This is a genomic window from Novosphingobium sp. AAP93 (assembly GCF_001296055.1).
Classification (GTDB): domain Bacteria; phylum Pseudomonadota; class Alphaproteobacteria; order Sphingomonadales; family Sphingomonadaceae; genus Novosphingobium.
The window spans coordinates 119179-139215 of sequence record NZ_LJHZ01000080.1 but is presented as its reverse complement, the minus strand read 5'-3'; the positions used below and the strand labels follow the sequence as shown (position 1 = coordinate 139215).

The window sequence follows — 20037 nt, the reverse complement described above, 5'->3', positions numbered from 1 at the left end:
AAGCTTGCGAAGATCGTCAGGCGTATCAACCTGATCAAGAAGCGGCGTATGCGGATTAGACATTAAGGTGTCTTACACCCTTGAATCGGCTCTGTCGAACGTGAGTTGCGCCGAAATGCGCGTTGGACAGCACTCAGGCCGGGTCCGCCTCGGTTCCGCAGGCACCGCATCGCCCGCGGATCTCGACGACCGGACGGACTGCGGCAAAGCCCGCGCGGTGTGCCGCATCGCGCAGCGCACCGGTCAAGGTATCGTCATCGATGTGCGTCGCCTCACCGCAGGCATCGCAGATCAGGAAAATGCAGTCATGGTGGCAGCCGGGATGGCTGTTGGCGACATAGGCATTGGCGCTCTCAACCCGCCGTGCGAGGTTGGTCCGCACAAACAGGTCGAGGATGCGGTAGACGCTGTTCGCCGCAACGCGCTTGCCCCGCCGGGCACCGACGCTTTCCGCGATGTCGTAGGCCGATGCCGGTTTCTCATGCGCCGCCAGCGCCTCGAACACGTCGCTGCGCATCTCGGTCCACTGCTCGCCAGCCGTCTGCAGCGCATCGCGCGCTGCATCGACCAGCAAGGCTCCGGCAAAATCGTGATGGTTATGATGGCCCGCCATGACCGGAGAAATAAACCGCCTTGCCCAGAAGCGCAAATCCGGCGCGGGATCGGTCATCCCCGCGTAAAGTCAGGCTTCCACAGCCCCGGAAATCCACGCTTCAGCGCCGTGACCTTGGGTGCGTCCCACATGCGGATATAGCCGTGATCAGGGTTCTTCAGCGCGAAGTCCTGATGATAGCCCTCTGCCGCGTAGAAGCCGCGATTGGGCTCGACCGCCGTCACGATCGGGCGTTTCCACAGGTTGAGCTTCTTCAGCTGCGCGAGATAGGCGGTGGTCACCCGCGCCTGCTCCGGGTTCTGCGGCACGATCGCGTTGCGGTACTGGGTGCCGGTATCGGGATACTGGCGATTGAGCTGGGTCGGATCGCTCGCCACCGAGAAGAACACCTGCAGCAGCTGATCATAGCGCACGACAGCCGGATCATAGGTGATTCGCACCGCCTCGGCATGGCCGGTCGTGCCGCTGCTGACGATTTCGTAATGCGCGTCGTCCCTGCTGCCGCCTTCGAAACCGGAGACCACGCTGCTCACGCCCTTCACGTGGCTGAACACCGCTTCCATGCCCCAGAAGCAACCGCCCGCGAAAACCGCCGTCTTCAGGCCCTTGGCTTCCCTGGCCTGTACCGTCGATGCCGGGGCTGATACCCCCGCCTCAGCCTGCGCCGGCTGCAGACAGGCCGCCGCCAGCGTGGCGACAATCGCACCAGCCAGCAGGCGCAGTTCCATCCGCGAGCGGCTCAACGCTGCACCTGTGCGGTCGCGGCAGGGGTCGAAGCCTGAGCGGGCGGCACGCCGAACGTGAACGCCATCGCCGCCGAACCGAGCGCGAAGCCCAGCACCAGCGAACGAACCAAATCCTTGCCAAAAAGCGTCATCACAAATTCTTCCAATCTAGCTGCGCGGTGCGCCACGCCGCCTTGGCGTCGGCTCTACCGCCTCATGACTGGCCCGGAGATGAACCGGAGCATACAGTCGATGCGGTGCCGTTCGCTTGTTTCGGCCAGATGGTTACGGGCCCGCCGATTACAAGAGCGCTTCGCCGCTAAATGAAGGACCGGGTCGCTTGAAGCAGAGCGTTCGATTGACCTGCCCTGCAGTGCGCGCAAAGAAGACGGCAAGCCAATTTCATGTGCGGAGAGAACATTCCATGCGTCGTCCGTTGCCCAGCAGCATTGCCCTTGCGGCGGCGGCCCTCGCTGCCGCGCCGCTCCTCGCCAAGGACAAATCGCCTCTGCCCAAGGAGCTGCCGCCGGTGTTCGAAGCCGTGGTCAATTGCCGTGCGCTGACGTCCGACAGCGAACGTCTGGCCTGCTACGACAGGAGCGTGGCGGCGCTTGCCTCGGCCCGTGACAAGGAAGACATCGTCGTCGCCGATCGGGCCACGATCCGTGAGACCAAGAAGGGCCTGTTCGGGTTCAGCCTGCCCAAGCTCAAGCTGTTCGGGGGCACCGAGACGGACGGGGACGAGGTCAAGGAAATCGAGAGCACCATCACGGCGGTGCACTCGACCGCGGACGGACTCGGTATCTTCACGCTGGCCGATGGCGCACGCTGGAAGCAGACCGATGGCGGTGCCACCTTCGCCCGGCCCGGCGTTGCCATCCGCATCAAGCGCGGTACGCTCGGCAGCTACCTCGCATCGATCGACAAGGGCGCCTATGTGCGCGTCGTGCGCCTGTCGCAATAGCGCCCCGGTCGATCAATTCGAAGTGGTGGTCGCCTTGCTGGTCATCGCTTCGAAGGTATCCCGCGCGTTCTGGTTGCCCTGGCGCTCCATTGCGGCCCACTGCGAGATCGTGTGGCAGGTAAAGGTCCTGTGCACGAGCGAGCCGGTTTCCTCGGACTTGCGGCACTTGATGAAGTCCGGATCGTTCACCGAGCGGCCCTTGTTGAAAGCGCGGATTTCCGATTGCGACATCGCGGTCGGATCCTTTTCAAGCACAGGGAGTGCCGAGGCGGAAACCGCTGTGTTCCCTGCGGCGGCAGCAGCAAGAAAAATCAGGAAAGAGGCAGACATGCGGTGTGGTCCTCTGGATTCATCGACACGCAAGCGTAGCCTGCGCGCCGACGGCAGGCAAGGCAACCAGCTAACCCAGCGCTGCATCATTCGCCGCAAAGTATGCGGTAATGGCGGCGCACTCGCGTTCTGAAAGATGGGGATTCCACGCATCGACGATCAGGACCGCACGGCGGGCGTCGCTGTCGTTCCACGCTTCGTGCTCGATTGTGTCGTCGAACGCAAAGGCCTTGCCCTCCACCCATTCCCGCATTTCACCGCCTACGCGGAAGCCGCAGCCCGGCGGCACATCGAGGGCGAGGTGGACGATGGCGCGGGTGTTGGTGACACCGGTATGCGCGGGAATACGGCTGCGCGGCCGCAGAATCGAGAAGAAGGCATTGGGCGCGCGCCCGGGAATCCGGGCCAGCGGCAGGCTTTCCAGCACGCGTGCGGTATGCGGGCAGCGCTTCATCACCGCGGCATTCGGCACGCCATATTCCCATAGGAAGCAGGCAGACCAGTCCGGCGAACCATCGAGCGCGGACCACTTGTTCTCCGGGCTGCCGGGCTCCATCCGCACATAGGGCCGGATGGCTTCACCCGGCTCCGCCAGCAAGGCATCAAGCTCGGCACGGATTGCGCCCGCTTCGGCTTCCAGCGCTGCGAACCACGGAAAATGGCGCCGGTCGAAGAACTCGTCCGCTGGCAGGAAGGGGTAGTGCAGCCCCGCGCACTCATTGACGTAGATGCGGCGCTGGCCTAGCGCTGCTGCGGCAAAAGCATCGATCCGGCGACGTTCGGTTTCGTCACGCGCCTCTGCACCAAGCGACAGCGCTGCAGTGGTCGCTTCCGAAAGGCGCGAGCGCAGCCGCGTGCAGAATGCCTCGCCCGCCGCCAGTTCGGCACGGACCTGATCCGGGAGGCCGGGGAACTGCTGCGCCAGCTGGTGCACGCCGTCCCACGCGATCAGCGCCTTGGTCTCCTCGCCTTCGCGCTGGAGCAGCTGGGCCATGCGCAGCTGGGCGGTGAAATCGAGCCGGTCGAGATCGAGCGCGCGTTCCAGCGCCGTGCGTTCACCCGCTGAATCGCTGCCCAATCGGCAGGCCAGCGCGAGATTGATCCACAGCGAGAGCGCCCCCGGATCCGCCTCCGCCGCCTCGCGCGCGGCGAAGATGGCGGCAGGTGCATCCCCGGCGCGCAATGCGGCCATGGCGCGGGCATTGGCTGCCTGGGCTCGGGCCCGATCGATGTGTTGCGCGGTCATTGCGGCAAGTGTCTACAGCCCCGCGCCCAGCAGGCAAGCGGCGTTGCAGCCGGGAACATGGCGCCTTAAGGCTTGGATCATGGCTTCCGCTCCGTTCAATCCCGCCGATGCCGAATGGCTGGCGCACCGTCTGGTCGAAGGCACGGACGCGGTGCGCTTTGCCCATGTCCCGCGCGATGCGCATGCGGCCATGGCTTTTCTGGTCGATGACGGCTTTGTGGCGCAGTTCGGCGCGATGCCGCCGCAGGTCGATGTCCCGGCCACGCAGCTTCTCGCGCGGTTTGCTGCCAAGCCCCGGCTCGGCCTGCTGTTCCACTCCGCGTTCTGTGGCTCGACCCTGCTCGCGCGCGCTCTCGCGGAGCCCGGTGTGGCGATGGGCCTTTCCGAACCGGTTATCCTCAACGACGTGGTCGGCATGCGCAATCGTGGCGCGGCGCCCGCTGCCGTGGCCCGCAGCGCGGACCTTGCTCTGCGGCTGCTGGCGCGGCCCTTTGCGGCAGGGGAGGGCGTGGTGGTCAAACCCTCCAACTTGCTCAATCCCTTTGCCGAGTTGCTGCTGGCACTCGCTCCGGATGCGCGCGCGCTGTTCCTCCACGCCCCGTTGGAGACTTTTCTCGTGTCGGTGGTGCGCAAGGGGCTCCCCTGCCGCCTGTGGGTGCGCGAACTGCTGGAGGGCTACCTCAGGGCCGGCATCGTGGCGCCGCTGGGCATCACCCCGGAAGACGCTTTTCGCCAGAGCGACTTGCAGGTGGCCGCGACAGGATGGCTCGCGCAGCACCGCCTGTTCGCGGGTCTTGCCGGAAAGGTCGGGCCGGCGCGGCTGCGGAGCGTGACATCGGAGCAGCTGACCGGCGAACCGGCGCGGGTGATTGCGGCGGCGGCGGCGCATTATGGTCTGATGATGGCGCCTGATGTGGTCGAACGGATTGCCGCGGGGCCTGCGTTTACCCGGCATTCCAAATCAGGCGCGGCGTTCACGCCTGATCAGCGGCGCGATGAATATGCCCTGGCCCGCCGCGCACATGCGGACGAGATCGATCTGGTGCTTGGCTGGGCGGCAAAGGTGGCGGAACAGGCGGGTGTTGCGATGGATGCCCCCAACCCGCTGCTTCAGGACGCGTAACCCAGCTTCTCGATCCACGGCGCGAGGATCGGCATGACCGGCTCGAGATACGCAGCATAGGGTTCCCACTGCCGCGTGCCATCGAACAGACCGCGCCGCACCTGCCGCGCGCTGGCGGTCGAGACGCCGCGCTCGCGCGCGGTGCGATCGAAGCGGCGGAGATCCTCGCTCCATGCAAGCCCGGCAAAGGCGCAGACCTCGCGGGTCATGGCGTCGAAGTCCTGCACCATGCGGTGATAGGGCACTTCGAGCACCGCCATCGGCAGCTTGGCCAGCGCCAGTTCGGTAAGCCGCATCAAGGCATCATAGTGAAGCGCGGCCCCTTCGAGCGTCGTGAAGTCCATCGCCGCGTTGCTGAGCGCGAAGCTGGTCCGGAAGCAGCTCCACACCACATCGCGCGGATCGCGGCGGACAAGCAGGATCCGGGCCGCCGGGAAGAGCCGCGCGATCAGCGGCAGGCGGATGGATTTGAGCGGATCCATGTCGACCAGCGCAAGGCCTGCGGGATCGCGGCCCAGCGCCTGGCCCGCGCGCTGCCAGTAGGCAGATCGGTAGGTCGCAAGCGCGGCGTCGTCGAGCTGCGCAAACCGCGCGAGACCAGCAGGCTCTGTGAGGAAGGCGAGGTCCGCCTCGCGCAATGTGGGCATCTCTTCGATCGCGGCGGTGCCGGGGAGCGAGGCCAGAACGTTCTCGAGCAGCGTATTGCCGCTGCGCGGATAGCCGAGCACGAAGATATGCGGCGGCGAAGCGGGCGGCGCGATGCCCGGCCAGGCGGAAACGTCGGTCGCCGCCAAAGCGTCGGCGATGCCGGCGATGAACGCCCGGTGCGGCGGGCGGCCGGCAAATGTCGCGGCGTGGATCGCGGCGAAATCCTGCTTGGCACGGGCATAGGCGGCATGGGCTGCCGCCGGATCGCGCAGGCGATTGCAGGCATCGCCGAGCGCGTGGAGCAGTTCCATCCGTTCGGGTGAAGGCGCTTCCATGCGCGCCAGCGCGGGCTCGACAAGATCGCGCGCAGTCTGCGGCTCACCCGCTTCGAGTTCTATGGTCGCGAGCGCGGCAAGTGCTGCCGTATTGCCCGGATCGCCGGCCAGAGCCGCGCGCGCATGATGTCGTCCGGCCTCGGCCTCGCCATCGCGGGCGGCAATGGCGGCCAATCCCGCGTCTGCCGCCGCGCGGGTCATGGCGGGCGGCGACGAGCAGGCGAGGACCGCTCGGTAACAGCGCTTCGCCTCGTCCATCACGCCGCCCGCCGCCATGACATAGGCGCGCTCCAGCCAGACTTCGGCGTGGTCCGGAGCCACGGCAAGGGCCGCGTCGCATTGGAGCGCCGCATCACGCAGGCGCCCGGCGGAACGGTGCAAACCGGCCAGACCCAGCATCGCCTCGACCTCGCGCGGGTTCATCCGGAGGGCTCGCTCGAACAGCGCGGCAGCTCCGGCCGCATCACCCGACAGCGCGCGGTACCACCCCAGCGTGTTGCAGTCCGCTGCGGTTCCGCGACCGGCGTTCAGCGCAGCCGCGGCAGCGCGTGCGGCGGTTTCCAGATCCAGCGACATCGTGCTGCCATCGACCGCACCCGGCGCAAGGTCAACTCCTGCAGGGCCGGCACAAAAAAAAGGGGCGGGCATTGCTGCCCGCCCCCTGTTTGGCGTCTGGTCCGGAAAGGATCAGAACTTGACGCGAGCGCCGACCGCGAAGCGGCGACCCAGCGCGTCGTACGACGACGGGTAGGTGTTGCCGCTGTTGTACGAGGTCGAACCGATCGTGTTGCCGACGATCGGCGGCTTCGTGTCGAACAGGTTCTGGACCGTGAGGGTGAACGTGAACTGCTCGACGTTGAAGCGGACCGTAGCGTCGAGGTAGTCGAACGCGGCGATCTTGCCGAAATTGACCTTCTGACCGCTGAGCGCACCGCTGCCGTCAGGGATCGTGCCATTGAAGGCTGGACCCGAATCGCCGACGTCAAGCGGTTCCTGCTTGGCGCTGGACTGGTGGCGCCACAGGAACGACAGGTCGATGCCGCCCTTGAAGCTGAACGTGTTCTGGACCGACCAGATGTGACGCGGTTGGATCGAGCCGGTGAACGAGCAGTTCACCGAGTAGTAGCCGACGCACTCACGATCGATGCCATCCGGGGTTGCCTTGAACTTCGAATGGAAGGTGACGTTGCCGACCGCATTCAAGGTCCACTTCACCGAACCGATCGGGTGGCTGTAGTTCAGGATGATGTCGATACCATCGGTGAACAGCTTGCCCTGGTTGGTGAGGCCGCCGAACAGACCCTTGGTCGTCGCCGGGCTGCCGTCGAGACCACCGGTCGCCGGGTCGCGGCGAATGATGGTGCAAGCCGTGCTGGTGGCGCTGGCCGAGGTGATGTTGCCGAAGCAGGCGTTGATCAGGTCGCCCGGAAGCGGCGTACCGATCTGATCGGTGACCTTGATGTTGTAGTAGTCAACCGAGAGCGACAGACCGGGCGCGAACGGCAGGCTCTGGATCACCGCACCGACGGTGAAGGTGCGGGCCTTCTCCGGCTTGAGGTTGATGTTGCCACCCGTGGTGATGTTGGCCTGCGCAGCGGTCGGATCGAGGATCTGACCGATCGAGTTCGCCGGTGCGCCCTGCGCAAGGCAGACTGCACGAAGATCGGCGTTGTTGACCGGAGCCGCACCGGCGCAAGGATCCCTCGCGAGGTTGGTCAGGCCGGTCGTGTTGGGGGTGAACAGTTCCGCAATGTTGGGCGCACGGACGGCGCGCGAGTAGTTCGCCCGGAACTTGAGCTGTTCAGCCGGTTCCCAGCTGCCACCGAACTTGTAAGTCCACGTCTTGTTCTGCTGGGCAGCACCCGGCACCTTGTAGCTCGAGTAGCGCGCACCGCCTTCAGCGGTCAGGCTCTTGAAGAACGGCTTGTCGGAGAGCAGCGGAACCACGAGTTCGCCGTAGCCTTCCCACACGCTGTAGCGGCCGTCGATGTCAGGGGCTGCACCGCCCGCACCGCCAAGCTCGCCGGGGGTCTTCGACAGGGTATCGGAAACCTGCACCGCGCGATACTTGCGGTACTCGGCACCAAGCGCGAAGCCGATCGGCTCGCTGGCCGAAGGAACGGTCCAGCCGAAGTCACCCGAAAGCAGGCCGCGAACCTGCAGCAGCGAGGTATTGTTCGCGGTGGTCGAGGGCGAGAGCGTGTAGGCAGCCTGCTGCGGCGTGATCGAGCCGGCGGGGCCGAAGAGGTTGATCGGAACGCAACCGTCGTTCTGGCTGATGCAGGTGTTCGGGTTGGTCGCAAGCACAGCGTCCTGGACGCGCGACTTGAGCACGTAGCCGGTGATGGTCTGCAGGCGGTCGCTCTCACCGTAGCTGCCGCGAACGTCCCAGTTCACCGTCTTCGTCAGCGCGCCGCGGAAGCCGAGCGAATAATCGAAGATGTTGGTTGTGAACTGCGAGTTGCGGGTGCCGGTTTCGACAAAGCGGCGACGCACGACGGTATTGAACGTGCGGTAGTTCGGATCCGTCGGGTCGGTCGCGGCGCGAGCAGCGACGCACTGCGCATCGGTCAGGCCGTTGGCTTCGCAGAACTGACCGGCAGCGCCCGCAGGCAGGTAGGGGTTGCTGTAGGGGATCGTCAGGCGTTCGGCGAAGAGGCCCGAAGGCGCGATGATCGTCCTGACGGTGTTCTTCGAGAACAGGCCGCGGGTGTAGACTTCAACCGCGTCCGAGAGCTGATAGTTCGCCTGAGCGAAGATGTTGAAGCGCTGGAACGGCGTCTGGAAGATGTTGTACGGGTTGAAGTTGAAGGGGTTGAACCCGCGCTGCAGCAGACCGGTCGTCGGGTTGATCTGGCGGTTGGCGCCGTTGATCGAGAAGCGCGCCGGAGCCGTGGTGCCCGAACCGCCTGCGGTGCCCGAGAAGCTGTCGAGCTGGATGTTCGAGAAGTCGCGCGCGCCCTGATAGACCGGGTTCGAGTTCTGGTAGCCGAGGCTCAGCACGGCATTGCCGCGGCCGTCGTCGAAGTTGACGCCAGTCGTCACGTCGGCACGGAAGTAGTTGCCGTCGCCCTGCTGGGTGATCTGGTTCGACACGGCGAGATCAACGCCCGCGAAGTCCTTCTTGGTGACGAAGTTGACGACGCCGGTGATGGCGTCCGCACCGTAGGTGGTCACGGCCGCGCCGGTGAGGGCGTCGACGCGGCTGATCAGCGCGAGCGGGATGTTGTTGAGGTCGACGCGGCCCTGAAGGTCCGCCGGGACAATGCGCTGGCCATCGAGCAGCACGATGTTGCGGTTCGAGCCGAGGCCGCGGAGGTCGACGTACGACGAGCCGCCGTTGCCGTTGTTGACCGCCGAACCGATGTTCGGGACGATACCCGGCACCTGGCGCAGGACTTCTTCTGCGGTGTTCGACTGCTTGAGAGCAATCTGGTCGGCCGTGGTCACGTTGACCGGGGTGGCCTGAACGAGGTTGGGGTTGCGGATAAGGCTGCCGGTCACGACGATCGCGGTGGGCTCGACGGTCTCCGTCGCGGCATCGGCCTGCGGAGCGGCGGTCTGCGCGAAGGCAGGCGCGGTAGCGAGCGCGAGCGCGAGCGCAAACGGCGCGGCACCCGCCTTCAAGGCGGCGTTGTTGTTGGTCTTCACGTGTCCAGTCCCTTCGATGGGTGGCCCCAACCCCGGACAGGGTCCCCAAGGCCACCGGAAGAAGTTCCCCGACCGATTACGCCTCTCCCCCGGTCTGCGCCGGGCCCGACAGATGGCGTTCGATCTTTGAGGAACGGTGAGGCTTACTGGGAGATTTCGCCCTGTTCATGGAAGGCTCATCTGCAACCAATCTGCAAAACGTCGCCGCTCTGTGGCGTGACTGCAACACACTGTAAGCACTCGGCAACGCGTATGATACCGCATGCCAGAGCTGTTCTCGGCTATAAATTATATCCGGATCGGTGTAAGTGAAACTTTTTATGCGTGGTCCGCGCATGCCGGAAAGAAATGTGCGTGAGACTGCAGTTTCAGCGGGATGGCTCGACAAACAGACGCGGATCGAGACGGCGACCCTTCCAGGTGAGCGCCCAGTGCAAGTGCGGCCCGGTTGCTCGTCCTGACATGCCGACGTGTCCAATCAGCTGTCCTTGCCTGACGGTGTCGCCCTCGTGCACCACCAGATCGGAGCAATGGAGAAACGCCGAGAATAGCCCCATTCCGTGGTCGAGGATCAGCAGGTGGCCCTCAAGCGTGAACGGCGCGTCGCTCGCGGCGAGAGTCACTGTGCCGTCGGCGGGTGCGAGGATCGCGGCGCCTTGCCCGGCCGCGATGTCGATACCCGCATGATAGGCGCCGGGTTCGCCGCGGTAGATCCGCTGCGCGCCGAATTCGCCGGAGATGCGCCCCCCAGCCGGCCAGGCCATCGTCTGCCGCCAGCCGGTCGCACCACTGTCCTTTGCGCGCGCAGCGCCGATCCGGGCAAGCTCCGCCGCGCGGCGCGCCTTGAACTCCGCGTCGGGCATGGCGCCGGGACGTCGGGCAACGTTCACCGATTCGATCCGCCACCCGCGCGGCGCGATCGCCAACTCGGTGGAGAGTGAAAATCCTTCAGCGGCCACGACGGTGAGGGCGAGACTGGCCGGTGCGTCGCGATCGAATGCCGCAAAGAATGTGCCGTCGGATGCCAGCGGAAGGGCGGTTCCACCTAGCGTGACGCTCCGCGTGCCTGTCGGCGCTGTGCCGCGAAGCCAGCCGCCTTGGGTCAACTTGCCGCGATACTGGAGCCCTCCGATGGCGGTCGTGACCTGCTCGGGCGGGGCCGCAGCCTTCAGCGTTTGCGCAGCAACCGGTGCTGGCGAGGGTGGCAGCGCCGGTCCCTGACTTGCGCCGCAGCATGCAAGGACGGCAATGGCACAAAACGCACCGCGCAAGGCAGCGCCAAGCGGCGACATGCCGCCCCCGGTCATTCCCCGCCGAGCAGGCGGCGCGTCGCGATTTCAGCGCTGGCGTAGGCTTCCTGCTTCTCGACGCTCCAGTAGCGCAGCATGTCGAGCCCGATCCGCGCGCCGCTGACCGCGCAGATCACATGATCGCCCGCACTGAGCTGGCGGAAGTGGCTGGGCAGGTAGTGCAGGCGCGCAAGGCGATTGGCGGAGTTCATCAGCATGGGGGCAATCTAGTCGTTCCTGGCGCTCAAAGCAATTTCGGCTGCGCATCACCCGGCGCAGGCGAGCGCGGCTTCGGCGCAGGACGGCTTTGGGCTGGTGCAGTGCCGGGGGCAACCTCGAGCACGCCATCGGCGAACTTGAGCTGCAGCAGGGCCTCTGCCGCTGCCGCATCGCGCGAACGGATCAAGGAACCATCCACTGCCTTGACCAGCACATAGCCGCGCGCCAGCGGGGCTTCGGGATCGAGCGAGCGGCGCAGCCGGTCAAGCGCGCCAACTTGCGTCCGCGCCGCCTCGATCCGCTGGAGCACCACCGCCGGGCGCAATCGCTGCGCCGCCAGCCTTTCACGCGCCTGTTGCAGCCTTGAAGTCAGCGCGGCGGGGCGCAGGCCCGCCGAGCGCTGCGCCAGCAGGGTTGCGGCAAGGCCCGTCCGGTGGACCAGCGCGCGGCGCAGCCGGTCGCCGAGTTCATCGAGCCGCTGCGCCTGCCCTTCGAGCAAGGCTTGCGGCGCAGGCAGGCGCCGCGCGCGCTGCTCAAGCCGCTCGCGGGATAGGCTGAGCAGCCGCACCGTCGCGCGCTGCTTGCGTGCCTGCAGATCGGCAAGGCCCGCCATGAGCTCGCCGCGCACCGGCACCGCCATCTCGGCGGCGGCTGTGGGCGTCGGCGCGCGCACATCGGCGGCGAAGTCGGCCAGCGTCGTATCGGTCTCGTGTCCCACCGCGCTGATCGTCGGGATCGTCGAGGCGGCGATCGCGCGCACGACATCCTCATCGTTGAAGCACCACAAGTCCTCGATCGAGCCGCCCCCGCGCGCGACGATCAAAAGGTCGGGCCGAGGCACAGGCCCACCCGGCTCCAGCGCCGAGAAACCCCTGACCGCCGCCGCGATCTGTGCCGCTGCGCCCGGGCCCTGCACGAGGACCGGCCAGACGACGACATGGGTCGGAAACCGGTCGCGCAGGCGGTGCAGGATATCGCGGATCACCGCACCGGTAGGCGACGTCACGACGCCGATCACGCGCGGCAGATAGGGCAGGGGGCGCTTGCGCTCGCGCGCGAACAGGCCTTCCGCCTCAAGCCGCGCCTTGGTCTTGGCGAGGAGTGCAAGCAGCGCACCTTCGCCGGCAATCTCCATCCGCTCGATCACGATCTGGTAGTTGGAGCGTCCGGGGTAGGTCGTCAGCTTGCCGGTCGCGATGACTTCGACGCCGTCTTCGGGCATGAAGCCGAGCCGCTGCGCCCCGCCGCGCCACATCACCCCATCGAGCCGCGCGTTCTCGTCCTTCAGGCTGAGATAGAGATGCCCGGAAGCCGCGCGCTTCACGCCGGAAAGCTCGCCGCGCACCCGCACGAAGCCGAAGCGGTCTTCCACAGTGCGCTTGAGCAGCTGGGAAATCTCGCTGATCGACAGCGCCGGGGCGTTGTCGCCTGCGGTCTGGGCCGCTAACAGCCCGGCATTCTCTTGATCACGGTAAGGCGGCATTTCTGGCATGAACATCCTGCTCATCGGCGCTGGCGGGCGCGAACATGCGCTGGCGTGGAAGCTGGCGCAATCGCCGCGTTGCACCGCGCTGTGGGCTTCGCCGGGCAACCCCGGCATTGCCGAAGTGATTGCGGCGCACGGACAGGGCGACTGCGTGTCGCTCGTCCTGACCGATCACGCCGCGGTGGAAGTGTTCTGCAAGGCGCAGGACATCGGTCTCGTTGTGGTCGGCCCCGAAGCGCCGCTTGTCGATGGCCTTGGCGATTCGCTGCGCGCCGCCGGGATCGCCGTGTTCGGGCCGGGCAAGGTCGCGGCGCAGCTGGAAGGCTCCAAGGGTTTCACCAAGGACATGTGCGCGCGCGCAGGCATCCCGACGGCGGGTTATGTCCGCGCGAAGAGCGCTGCCGAAGCCCACGCTGCACTGGCCGATTTCTCGCTCCCGGTGGTGATCAAGGCGGATGGCCTTGCAGCGGGCAAGGGCGTGGTCATCCCCCAGACTGCCGAGGAAGCCGCCGCCACGGTCGACGACATGTTCGGCGGGGCGTTTGGCGGCGCGGGCGCGGAAGTGGTGATCGAGGAATTCCTCGAAGGCGAGGAAGTCAGCCTCTTCGCGATCACCGACGGCAACACCATCGTGGCGTTCGGTTCGGCGCAGGACCACAAGCGGGTGGGGGAGGGTGATACCGGCCCGAACACCGGCGGCATGGGCGCCTACAGCCCGGCGCCGGTGCTCACGCCGGAGCTCGAAGCCCGCGCGATGGCCGAGATCATCGCGCCGACCGTGAAGGCCATGGCCGAGGCCAGGATGCCCTATTCGGGCGTACTGTTCGCTGGACTGATGCTCACGCAGGAGGGTCCCAAGCTGATCGAGTACAATTGCCGCTTCGGCGATCCCGAGTGCCAGGTGCTGATGATGCGGCTGGAAAGCGATCTCGTCGATCTGCTGGATGCCTGCGCGCGGGGTGAACTGGCCGGAGCTGCCGCCCCGTCACTGAGCAGCGAGAGCGCGATCACGGTGGTCATGGCGGCCAAGGGCTATCCGGGCACACCGGCCAGCGGCGGCCTGATCGAGAATCTTGCCGCCGCCGAAGCGCAAGGCGCCAAGGTGTTCCATGCGGGCACGGCCTTGTCGGGCGAGGGCGCTCTGGTTGCCAAAGGTGGCCGGGTGCTCAATGTCACCGCCACCGGCCAGACCCTCAGGGAAGCCCGCGAGCGCGCTTATACCGCCGTCGCGGACATCCGCTTCGACGACGGCTTCTGGCGCCGCGATATCGGCTGGCGCGAACTGGCGCGCCAGTCCGATTAGAGGCGCTCTGCCACCAAGGCGGAGAGATCGGCTTCGGGCCGCGCGCCGTAGTGCGAGATGACTTCGGCCGCGCAGATCGCGCCGAGCTTCAGGCATTCGGCGAGGCTCTTGCCGCGCACGTGACCGAACAGGAACCCGGCGGCGAAGAGATCGCCTGCGCCGGTCGTATCGACCACCTTCGCCACAGGCTCGGCGGGAACTGAAACGTGCTCGCCGTGGGCAACGGCATGCGCACCCTGCTCGCTGCGGGTCACGACGAACACCGGCACCTTGGGTGCCAGCTGCGCAATCCCCGCGTGGAAATCGTCCTCGCCGGTCAGCGCGGCCAGTTCGTGCTCGTTGGCGAAGAGGATGTCGATCTCGCCCGCCGCGATGAGCGCGCGGAAATCATCGCCGTGGCGCGCGATCACGAAGCCGTCGGACAAGGTGAACGCCACCTGCCGACCGGCCTCGCGCGCTGCCGCGATGGCACGGCGCATGGCTTGCCGGGGCTCTTCCGGATCCCACAGATAGCCTTCGAGGTAGAGCACTGACGAATCGGCAATCACGCTTTCATCGAGCGCCGCGGCCGGCAGGAACTGCGATGCGCCGAGGTAGGTGTTCATCGTGCGCTGGCCATCGGGCGTCACGAAGATCAGGCAGCGCGCCGTGGCCGGATCTTCGCCGCGCGCCGGAGTGGCGAAGTCGATCCCACCCGCACGGATGTCATGCGCGAAGACTTCGCCGAGCTGATCGTCCGCGACCTGACCGATGAAGGCGCACTTGGCGCCAAGCGCGGCAAGGCCCGCCAGCGTGTTCGCCGCCGATCCGCCCGAAATCTCGCGCGCAGGCCCCATCGCTTCATAAAGTTCATGCGCGCGGGCCGTATCGATCAAGGTCATGCCGCCCTTGGCCAGGCCCAGTCTTGCGATGTCGTCCTCTGTTGCCGGGGCCATGACGTCGACAATCGCGTTGCCGATGGCGATCACATCGAAGCGGGCAGGGGCAAGGCTCATTCAAAACTCCGTTCACGGCGATCGCGCGGGCCGTAGCGGGCAGGGCGACGCGGCGCAACGACAGGCTGCACCGTTTTGCGATGCGTTGACAGCGCGCGGTCCAGCGGCGATTCACCGCCGCCATGAACGCACGTCATCTGTTGGTTCTTCCGGCGCTGCTGGCCATTTCCGGGTGTGGCGGCAGCACCGAAGCGGTGCGCCCCTTGCCGCCACCTCCTGCGCCGAAACTTCTCCGTCCGGCGCCGCCCGCCGCAATCCAGACGCAGCGCCCCCGTCCTCATATCCAGGTCCTGCCCGGCCTCGAAGGCGTGATCGGTGCCGATGCCGAAGCGCTGACCCGCCAGTTCGGCGCGCCCCGGCTCGATGTGCGCGAAGGCGATGCGCGCAAGCTGCAGTGGAGCGGCGTTCCCTGCGTGCTCGATGCCTATCTTTATCCGCCAGATGCGGGTGGCCGTCCGATCGCGACTTTTGTCGATGCACGGCGCGGCGACGGGCGTGACGTCGATCGCGCGGCTTGCGTGGCAGCGCTCAGGAAGACTCGCTGACGGCGCAAGTCGCTGCGGGGGGCAAGGCAGCCCAAGGCGCGAACGCTGCGACGCCCTGCCGTGAGACATCGGCAAGCGTATAGCGGTCGAGCACGCCGAGGAAGGCCTCCAGCGCTTCCGCCAGCACGCCGCTGAGCGCGCAATCGGCCCGCAGCGCGCAAGTCGCGCAGTCCGCCAAGCGCATACCCTTTTCGAGTGTGCGGACCACTTCGCCGACCGCGATGTGCTCCGCGGGTCGCGCCAAGGCGATGCCCCCGCTGCGCCCGCGATGCGACACCGCGAAGCCCGCGGCGACCAGCGCCTGCGCCACCTTTGCCACATGGTGGTAGCTCAGCCCCTGTTGCGCCGAAAACGCGGGCAAGCTCAGCGAACCCTCCTCGCGAGCGAGGACGATCAGCAGGCGCAGGCCAAAGTCGGTGTGCTGGGTAAGCTGCATGGTGGTGCACAGACTCCTTTTCTCGCTTGCTTAAATCAAGCAGATAAAATACCGGTATTTTCAATACCTGATTGGAGAGACCCCATGCGCACCGCTTCCGAACATGCCCGCACCCTGGTCAAGGCCACCGCTCCGGTGATCGAGAAGCACGTGGTCGACATCACCACCGCGATGTACAAGCGCTTGTTCGTGAACGAAGCCGTGAAAGGCATGTTCGATGCTGCCGCGCAGGAAAGCGGCGAGCAGCCGCGCCGCCTCGCGGGCGCCATCCTCGCCTATGCAAAGAACATCGATCATCTCGAGAACCTGGGCGCTGCGGTGACGAAGATGGTCCGTCGCCATGTCGAAACCGGCGTGAAGGCCGAGCACTACCCCTATGTCGCCGAGGCGCTCTTGCCGGCGATTCGCGATGTCGTCGGTGCAGAGGTGGCGACAGACGACGTTCTTGCCGCCTGGGGCGAGGCCTACTGGATGCTCGCCGATATCCTGATTGCCGCTGAAGCCGAGGCTTACGCCGAAGCCGCCTGAACAAGGCCCCCCGTCAGCGGTACGGGCCGCCTGCCGAGCACACCCCTCTGGCGCGGCAGGCGGCTCGCCGAGCCTCACTCGGGCGCGAAGCTGATCTCGGCATGGGCGCGCAGGCGCTCGACCAGCGATTCGCCCAGCAGAGCGCCCGGCGTGGCGATCGCGCCTTGCGCCTCGCAGGAAAGCAGCGCGATCCCTGTTTCCGCCAGCATGCGGCTGGTCGAGCCATAGCCCGGATCGTACCGGCCCTTGACGCCATAGCGGACCTCGCGACCATCGGGCATCTCGCCGATGAACAGCACATCATAGTGGCCGTTGAGCCGCTCTTCCGCGGTCGGGCCTTCGCCCGGCTTGGGATCGTTCGGCCCGCCGATCATCGGCGTCTTCGCCATGTGTTCGGCAATCGCCTGGCCCTGCTCGCCCGGCCCGGTCAGCACCATCTCGTCATAGACGAAGTCCGCGCCATAAGGGTGTCCGCGCAGCAGGTTGGTGCGGTGGACGTTCTTCGTGTTGATCACCGCCATGATGAAGGGCGCCGCCCAGCTGCCGGTCGCCTCGTCGAGGAATGGCTTGTCGCCCGCCGGCTGCTCCGGCCCCTCGAAGCCCGGTGTCAGACCGAACGGGCTCGTCATGATCGGGATCAGCGAGGGGTTGGCACCCAGCGCCTTGAGCGTCGCGCCAAGGCTGGCGGCCGTGCCGCCCGAAAAGCCGCCCACCATCGCCCGCACGCGGCACTTCACGCGCGGGGCCGGAGCGCCGAAGCGCGCCTTGGCTTCCTGCTGCAGCATGTAGACGCCAAGATCGAACGGGATCGAATCGAAGCCCGAGGAGAACGCCACGCGCGCGCCGGTTTCCTTCGCCTGCTCATGCAACGCATCGACCATCTGGCGCATCCACACCGGCTCACCGCAAAGGTCGGCATAGTCCGTCCCCGCCGCGACACAGGCGCGCAGCACCGGCTCGCCATAAAGCTGGTACGGTCCGACTGTCGTCACCACGACGCGGGTCTGCTCCGCCATCGCGGCGAGGCTGGCGGGATCGCTCGAATCGGCCACCACCAGCGGCGTATCCGCCGGCGCGCCGATCAGATCACGCACTTCGGCGAGCTTATCCGCACTGCGCCCGGCCATGGCCCAGCGCGGGCCGTCCTTCCCGTAATGGTGCGCGAGGTATTCGGCCACAAGCCGCCCGGTATAGCCGGTCGCGCCGTAGACGATGATGTCGAAGGGTCGTTCTGACTTGCTCGTTGGCATTGCTCTCTCCCTTGTTGGGCTGTTCTTCAAAGCCTCGGCAGAGTCACTCCGCGCTGGCCCATGTATTTGCCCGCGCGGTCTGCATAGCTCACTTCGCACGGCTCGTTGCCCTGCAGGAACAGGAACTGGCAGGCGCCTTCGTTGGCATAGATTTTGGCGGGCAGCGGCGTGGTGTTGGAAAACTCCAGCGTCACGTGGCCTTCCCAGCCCGGCTCCAACGGCGTCACGTTCACGATGATCCCGCAGCGCGCATACGTCGACTTGCCGAGGCAGATGACGAGCACGTCGCGCGGCACGCGGAAATACTCGACCGTGCGGGCGAGCGCGAAGGAATTGGGCGGGATCACGCAAACGTCGGTCTTGCGGTCGACGAACGAGTTGGAATCGAAGTCCTTGGGATCGACCACCGACGAATCAATATTGGTGAAGATCTTGAACTCGTCCGCCACCCGCGCGTCATAGCCATAGGACGAGAGGCCATAGGAAATGCAGCCCTCGCGCCGCTGGCTTTCCACGAACGGCTCGATCATGCCGTGTTCCAGCGCCTGATCACGAATCCACTTGTCGGAAAGAATGGCCAATGCGGCGCTCCGGTAGGTTGGGTGGTGAGGAAAGGTGTTCAGGCCAGATTGGCCGGTCCGAATGCATGGGGCAAGAGGGCCGAGAGCGGCAAGCGGGTGAGGCCGCCCTCCGCCACGCCGATTACTTCCGGATCGGTGCCGCCGAGCGCGGCAAGTTCGTGCAGCATCTGGCGGCAGCGTCCGCAGGGCATGACCGGTTCCGGTCCAGGCACAGGCTGGCCTTCGGCATCGGGCTTGCCGCCGGCAATCGCCACTGCAACCAGCCCGCCGCGCCGTCCCTCGTTCATCGCCTTGGCCACCGCATTGGCCTCGGCGCAGAGCGAGAGGCCGTAGCTGGCGTTTTCGACATTCGCCGCGCGCACCATGGCGCCATCGGCAAACAGCAGCACCGCGCCGACGTGGAAGCCGGAATAGGGCGCGTAGGCCGCATCGGCAGCCTCGCGCGCAACCATGGCCAGCATCGCGGCGTCGCTGGCAGCAAGCCCGCTCATTGATGCACCGCTACCCAGCGCAGCGGGCCCGTGGCGCCCGCGACGCGCAGCCGGGACGTCGCGGTCCACATCACCCATGGCCTCCCTGCATAAGTGGGTTCGAGAAAATCACCCGCCACCCACAGATTGCGATCGAGCCGCGCCGCCAGATGATAGCGATTCTCGAACGAGCGCGAGAGCATCAGGATCGCGGGCCGTTCGGTATGCTTCTCGATCTGGTTGAGGAATGTCGTCAGCTCGCTCTGCATCGCCGCTTCGCCCGGCGGCTGCGGGCACGAGCGCGAATCGAGATCAAGCACCACGGCAGGCGGCAGCAGGCCGTCATCGCGCGGCACCACGATCACGAAGCTGCCCGCCTGCGCATCGGCGGGCGCACAGAGGTCGTAGACATGGACCGCGCCCACCTGCAGCCCCGCCTTGCGCGCGGCATCGAGACCGGCGGTGAACGTCTTGTCGCGCCGCCCGGCGCCTTCGCTGGCGGTGAGATAGACGAAATCGGCGCCATGCGCCTTGAGCGTGGACCACTCGACCGCACCGTCATGCGCATCGAGCCAGGCGCCCTGCACCGGGAACCGTGCGCGATCCGGCTCCCAGCGCCGCGATTCCCACCAGACAGCGCCAGCAGCCGCTGCCAGCAACAGCACAGCCAGCAGGATCCACACGCGCTGACGCGCCGGTTTTGCGGTGTTGGTCACAGGGGTTTGCTCTGCTGGCCGATCACCCCCTGATATGCAGAACGCAGATCAGGGTGAACAGCCGCCGTGCGGTGGCAAAATCGGTCTCGATCTTGCCCTCCAGCCGCTCGAGCAGCAGGTCTGCCGCTTCGTTGTGAACGCCGCGCCGGGCCATGTCGATCGTCTCGATCTCCTGCGCGGTCGCACGGCGGATAGCCTGGTAATACGAATCGCAGATCGCGAAGTAATCGCGGATCGGGCGGCGGAAGCGGCCAAGGCCCAGAACTATGGTCTCGAGCGGGCTGCCATCCTCCGCCGAAATGGCGAGTGCCAGCCGTCCGTCATCCACCGACAACCGCAGCCGGTAGGGTCCTTCATAGCCTGCGGCTGCTGCGCGCACCGGGCGGAAGGAGTTCTCCTCGATAAGATCGAATATCGCGATGCGGCGTTCCTGCTCGATATCGGCATTGCGCCACACGATCGTCGCTTCGTCGAGCTCGATATGCGAAATGCGCGGGTCGGCCATGGCGGCCAGTGTCTTGCAGACGGATTCGGCGGCGGCAAGCCATTTGCGCAGCTTTTTGTCTGTTACGGCCGAGCCGAAA

Annotated in this window: 22 protein-coding genes; 5 read left to right on the top strand and 17 right to left on the bottom strand. The window is 66.5% G+C overall.

The features are described from left to right. Positions 1 to 133: 133 nt before the first annotated feature. From IP83_RS13265 to IP83_RS20290, 3 genes are read right to left on the bottom strand one after another with little or no spacing between them, the layout of a single operon-like run. On the bottom strand, positions 134 to 613 hold the full coding sequence (locus IP83_RS13265) for a Fur family transcriptional regulator (protein WP_054122712.1): 480 nt from the start codon (positions 611 to 613) through the stop codon (positions 134 to 136). Between the two features lie 53 nt (positions 614 to 666). Beyond that, positions 667 to 1341 (bottom strand): peptide-methionine (S)-S-oxide reductase MsrA, encoded by a 675-nt coding sequence (msrA, locus tag IP83_RS13260; protein ID WP_054122690.1) that lies wholly within the window; start codon positions 1339 to 1341, stop codon positions 667 to 669. An 11-nt stretch (positions 1342 to 1352) separates the two neighbouring features. Beyond that, on the bottom strand, positions 1353 to 1490 hold the full coding sequence (locus IP83_RS20290) for a hypothetical protein (protein WP_156309714.1): 138 nt from the start codon (positions 1488 to 1490) through the stop codon (positions 1353 to 1355). Between the two features lie 284 nt (positions 1491 to 1774). On the opposite strand from IP83_RS20290, the gene IP83_RS13255 reads away from it, so the two are divergent. Then, the gene (locus tag IP83_RS13255) at positions 1775 to 2302 is read left to right on the top strand and encodes a hypothetical protein (RefSeq protein ID WP_082364685.1); all 528 of its coding nucleotides are present in this window, start codon (positions 1775 to 1777) and stop codon (positions 2300 to 2302) included. Positions 2303 to 2314: 12 nt separating this feature from the next. Here IP83_RS13255 and IP83_RS13250 read toward each other — a convergent pair whose 3' ends face one another. Continuing rightward, complete coding sequence (locus tag IP83_RS13250; RefSeq protein ID WP_054122688.1) at positions 2315 to 2632, bottom strand: hypothetical protein; 318 nt, start codon at positions 2630 to 2632, stop codon at positions 2315 to 2317. A gap of 70 nt (positions 2633 to 2702) precedes the next feature. Further along, on the bottom strand, positions 2703 to 3878 hold the full coding sequence (locus IP83_RS13245) for an aspartyl/asparaginyl beta-hydroxylase domain-containing protein (protein WP_054122687.1): 1176 nt from the start codon (positions 3876 to 3878) through the stop codon (positions 2703 to 2705). Between the two features lie 79 nt (positions 3879 to 3957). Between IP83_RS13245 and IP83_RS13240 the strand changes: the two genes are divergently transcribed. Next, on the top strand, positions 3958 to 5001 hold the full coding sequence (locus IP83_RS13240) for a hypothetical protein (protein WP_054122686.1): 1044 nt from the start codon (positions 3958 to 3960) through the stop codon (positions 4999 to 5001). On the opposite strand, the gene IP83_RS13235 is transcribed toward IP83_RS13240, so the two are convergent. From IP83_RS13235 to xseA, 5 genes are all read right to left on the bottom strand, one after another. Then, positions 4989 to 6560, bottom strand: a complete 1572-nt coding sequence (locus tag IP83_RS13235; protein WP_197274361.1) for a sulfotransferase — start codon at positions 6558 to 6560, stop codon at positions 4989 to 4991. The genes IP83_RS13240 and IP83_RS13235 overlap by 13 nt on opposite strands. Positions 6561 to 6671: 111 nt before the next feature. After that, positions 6672 to 9635: a TonB-dependent receptor domain-containing protein gene (locus IP83_RS13230; RefSeq protein WP_054122684.1), complete on the bottom strand. Its 2964-nt coding sequence runs from the start codon at positions 9633 to 9635 to the stop codon at positions 6672 to 6674. A 368-nt stretch (positions 9636 to 10003) separates the two neighbouring features. Continuing rightward, positions 10004 to 10927 (bottom strand): M23 family metallopeptidase, encoded by a 924-nt coding sequence (locus tag IP83_RS13225; RefSeq protein ID WP_082364691.1) that lies wholly within the window; start codon positions 10925 to 10927, stop codon positions 10004 to 10006. A gap of 11 nt (positions 10928 to 10938) precedes the next feature. After that, complete coding sequence (locus IP83_RS13220) at positions 10939 to 11142, bottom strand: DUF2093 domain-containing protein (protein WP_054122683.1); 204 nt, start codon at positions 11140 to 11142, stop codon at positions 10939 to 10941. Positions 11143 to 11168: 26 nt separating this feature from the next. After that, the gene (gene xseA, locus IP83_RS13215) at positions 11169 to 12650 is read right to left on the bottom strand and encodes an exodeoxyribonuclease VII large subunit (RefSeq protein WP_231625042.1); all 1482 of its coding nucleotides are present in this window, start codon (positions 12648 to 12650) and stop codon (positions 11169 to 11171) included. Here xseA and purD point away from each other — a divergent pair. Further along, entirely contained in the window at positions 12634 to 13932 is a 1299-nt protein-coding gene (gene purD, locus IP83_RS13210; protein WP_054122681.1) for a phosphoribosylamine--glycine ligase, read from the top strand. The two genes, xseA and purD, sit on opposite strands and share 17 nt — an antisense overlap. On the opposite strand, the gene IP83_RS13205 is transcribed toward purD, so the two are convergent. After that, entirely contained in the window at positions 13929 to 14927 is a 999-nt protein-coding gene (locus IP83_RS13205) for an adenosine kinase (RefSeq protein WP_054122680.1), read from the bottom strand. The genes purD and IP83_RS13205 overlap by 4 nt on opposite strands. Before the next feature lie 122 nt (positions 14928 to 15049). Between IP83_RS13205 and IP83_RS13200 the strand changes: the two genes are divergently transcribed. Beyond that, positions 15050 to 15472, top strand: coding sequence for a hypothetical protein (locus tag IP83_RS13200; RefSeq protein ID WP_054122679.1), 423 nt, complete (start codon positions 15050 to 15052; stop codon positions 15470 to 15472). Here IP83_RS13200 and IP83_RS13195 read toward each other — a convergent pair. Then, the gene (locus tag IP83_RS13195) at positions 15456 to 15908 is read right to left on the bottom strand and encodes an Rrf2 family transcriptional regulator (RefSeq protein ID WP_054122678.1); all 453 of its coding nucleotides are present in this window, start codon (positions 15906 to 15908) and stop codon (positions 15456 to 15458) included. The two genes, IP83_RS13200 and IP83_RS13195, sit on opposite strands and share 17 nt — an antisense overlap. 84 nt (positions 15909 to 15992) lie before the next feature. Here IP83_RS13195 and IP83_RS13190 point away from each other — a divergent pair, with 84 nt between their 5' ends. Further along, positions 15993 to 16436, top strand: a complete 444-nt coding sequence (locus IP83_RS13190; RefSeq protein WP_054122677.1) for a globin domain-containing protein — start codon at positions 15993 to 15995, stop codon at positions 16434 to 16436. Positions 16437 to 16510: 74 nt separating this feature from the next. On the opposite strand, the gene IP83_RS13185 is transcribed toward IP83_RS13190, so the two are convergent. The 5 genes from IP83_RS13185 to IP83_RS13165 are packed head-to-tail and all read right to left on the bottom strand — an operon-like array spanning position 16511 to position 19958. Then, positions 16511 to 17686: a trans-acting enoyl reductase family protein gene (locus IP83_RS13185; RefSeq protein WP_054122676.1), complete on the bottom strand. Its 1176-nt coding sequence runs from the start codon at positions 17684 to 17686 to the stop codon at positions 16511 to 16513. Between the two features lie 26 nt (positions 17687 to 17712). Next, positions 17713 to 18267: a dCTP deaminase gene (dcd, locus tag IP83_RS13180; protein ID WP_054122675.1), complete on the bottom strand. Its 555-nt coding sequence runs from the start codon at positions 18265 to 18267 to the stop codon at positions 17713 to 17715. Between the two features lie 38 nt (positions 18268 to 18305). After that, positions 18306 to 18758 carry a cytidine deaminase gene (locus tag IP83_RS13175; RefSeq protein WP_054122674.1) on the bottom strand — a complete coding sequence of 151 codons (453 nt, stop codon included), beginning with the start codon at positions 18756 to 18758 and terminating at the stop codon, positions 18306 to 18308. Beyond that, the gene (locus IP83_RS13170; RefSeq protein WP_156309713.1) at positions 18755 to 19453 is read right to left on the bottom strand and encodes a glycoside hydrolase family 25 protein; all 699 of its coding nucleotides are present in this window, start codon (positions 19451 to 19453) and stop codon (positions 18755 to 18757) included. The genes IP83_RS13175 and IP83_RS13170 overlap by 4 nt, the downstream gene beginning before the upstream one ends. Positions 19454 to 19475: 22 nt before the next feature. Beyond that, entirely contained in the window at positions 19476 to 19958 is a 483-nt protein-coding gene (locus tag IP83_RS13165) for a UPF0262 family protein (RefSeq protein ID WP_054122673.1), read from the bottom strand. Between the last annotated feature and the right edge of the window lie 79 nt (positions 19959 to 20037).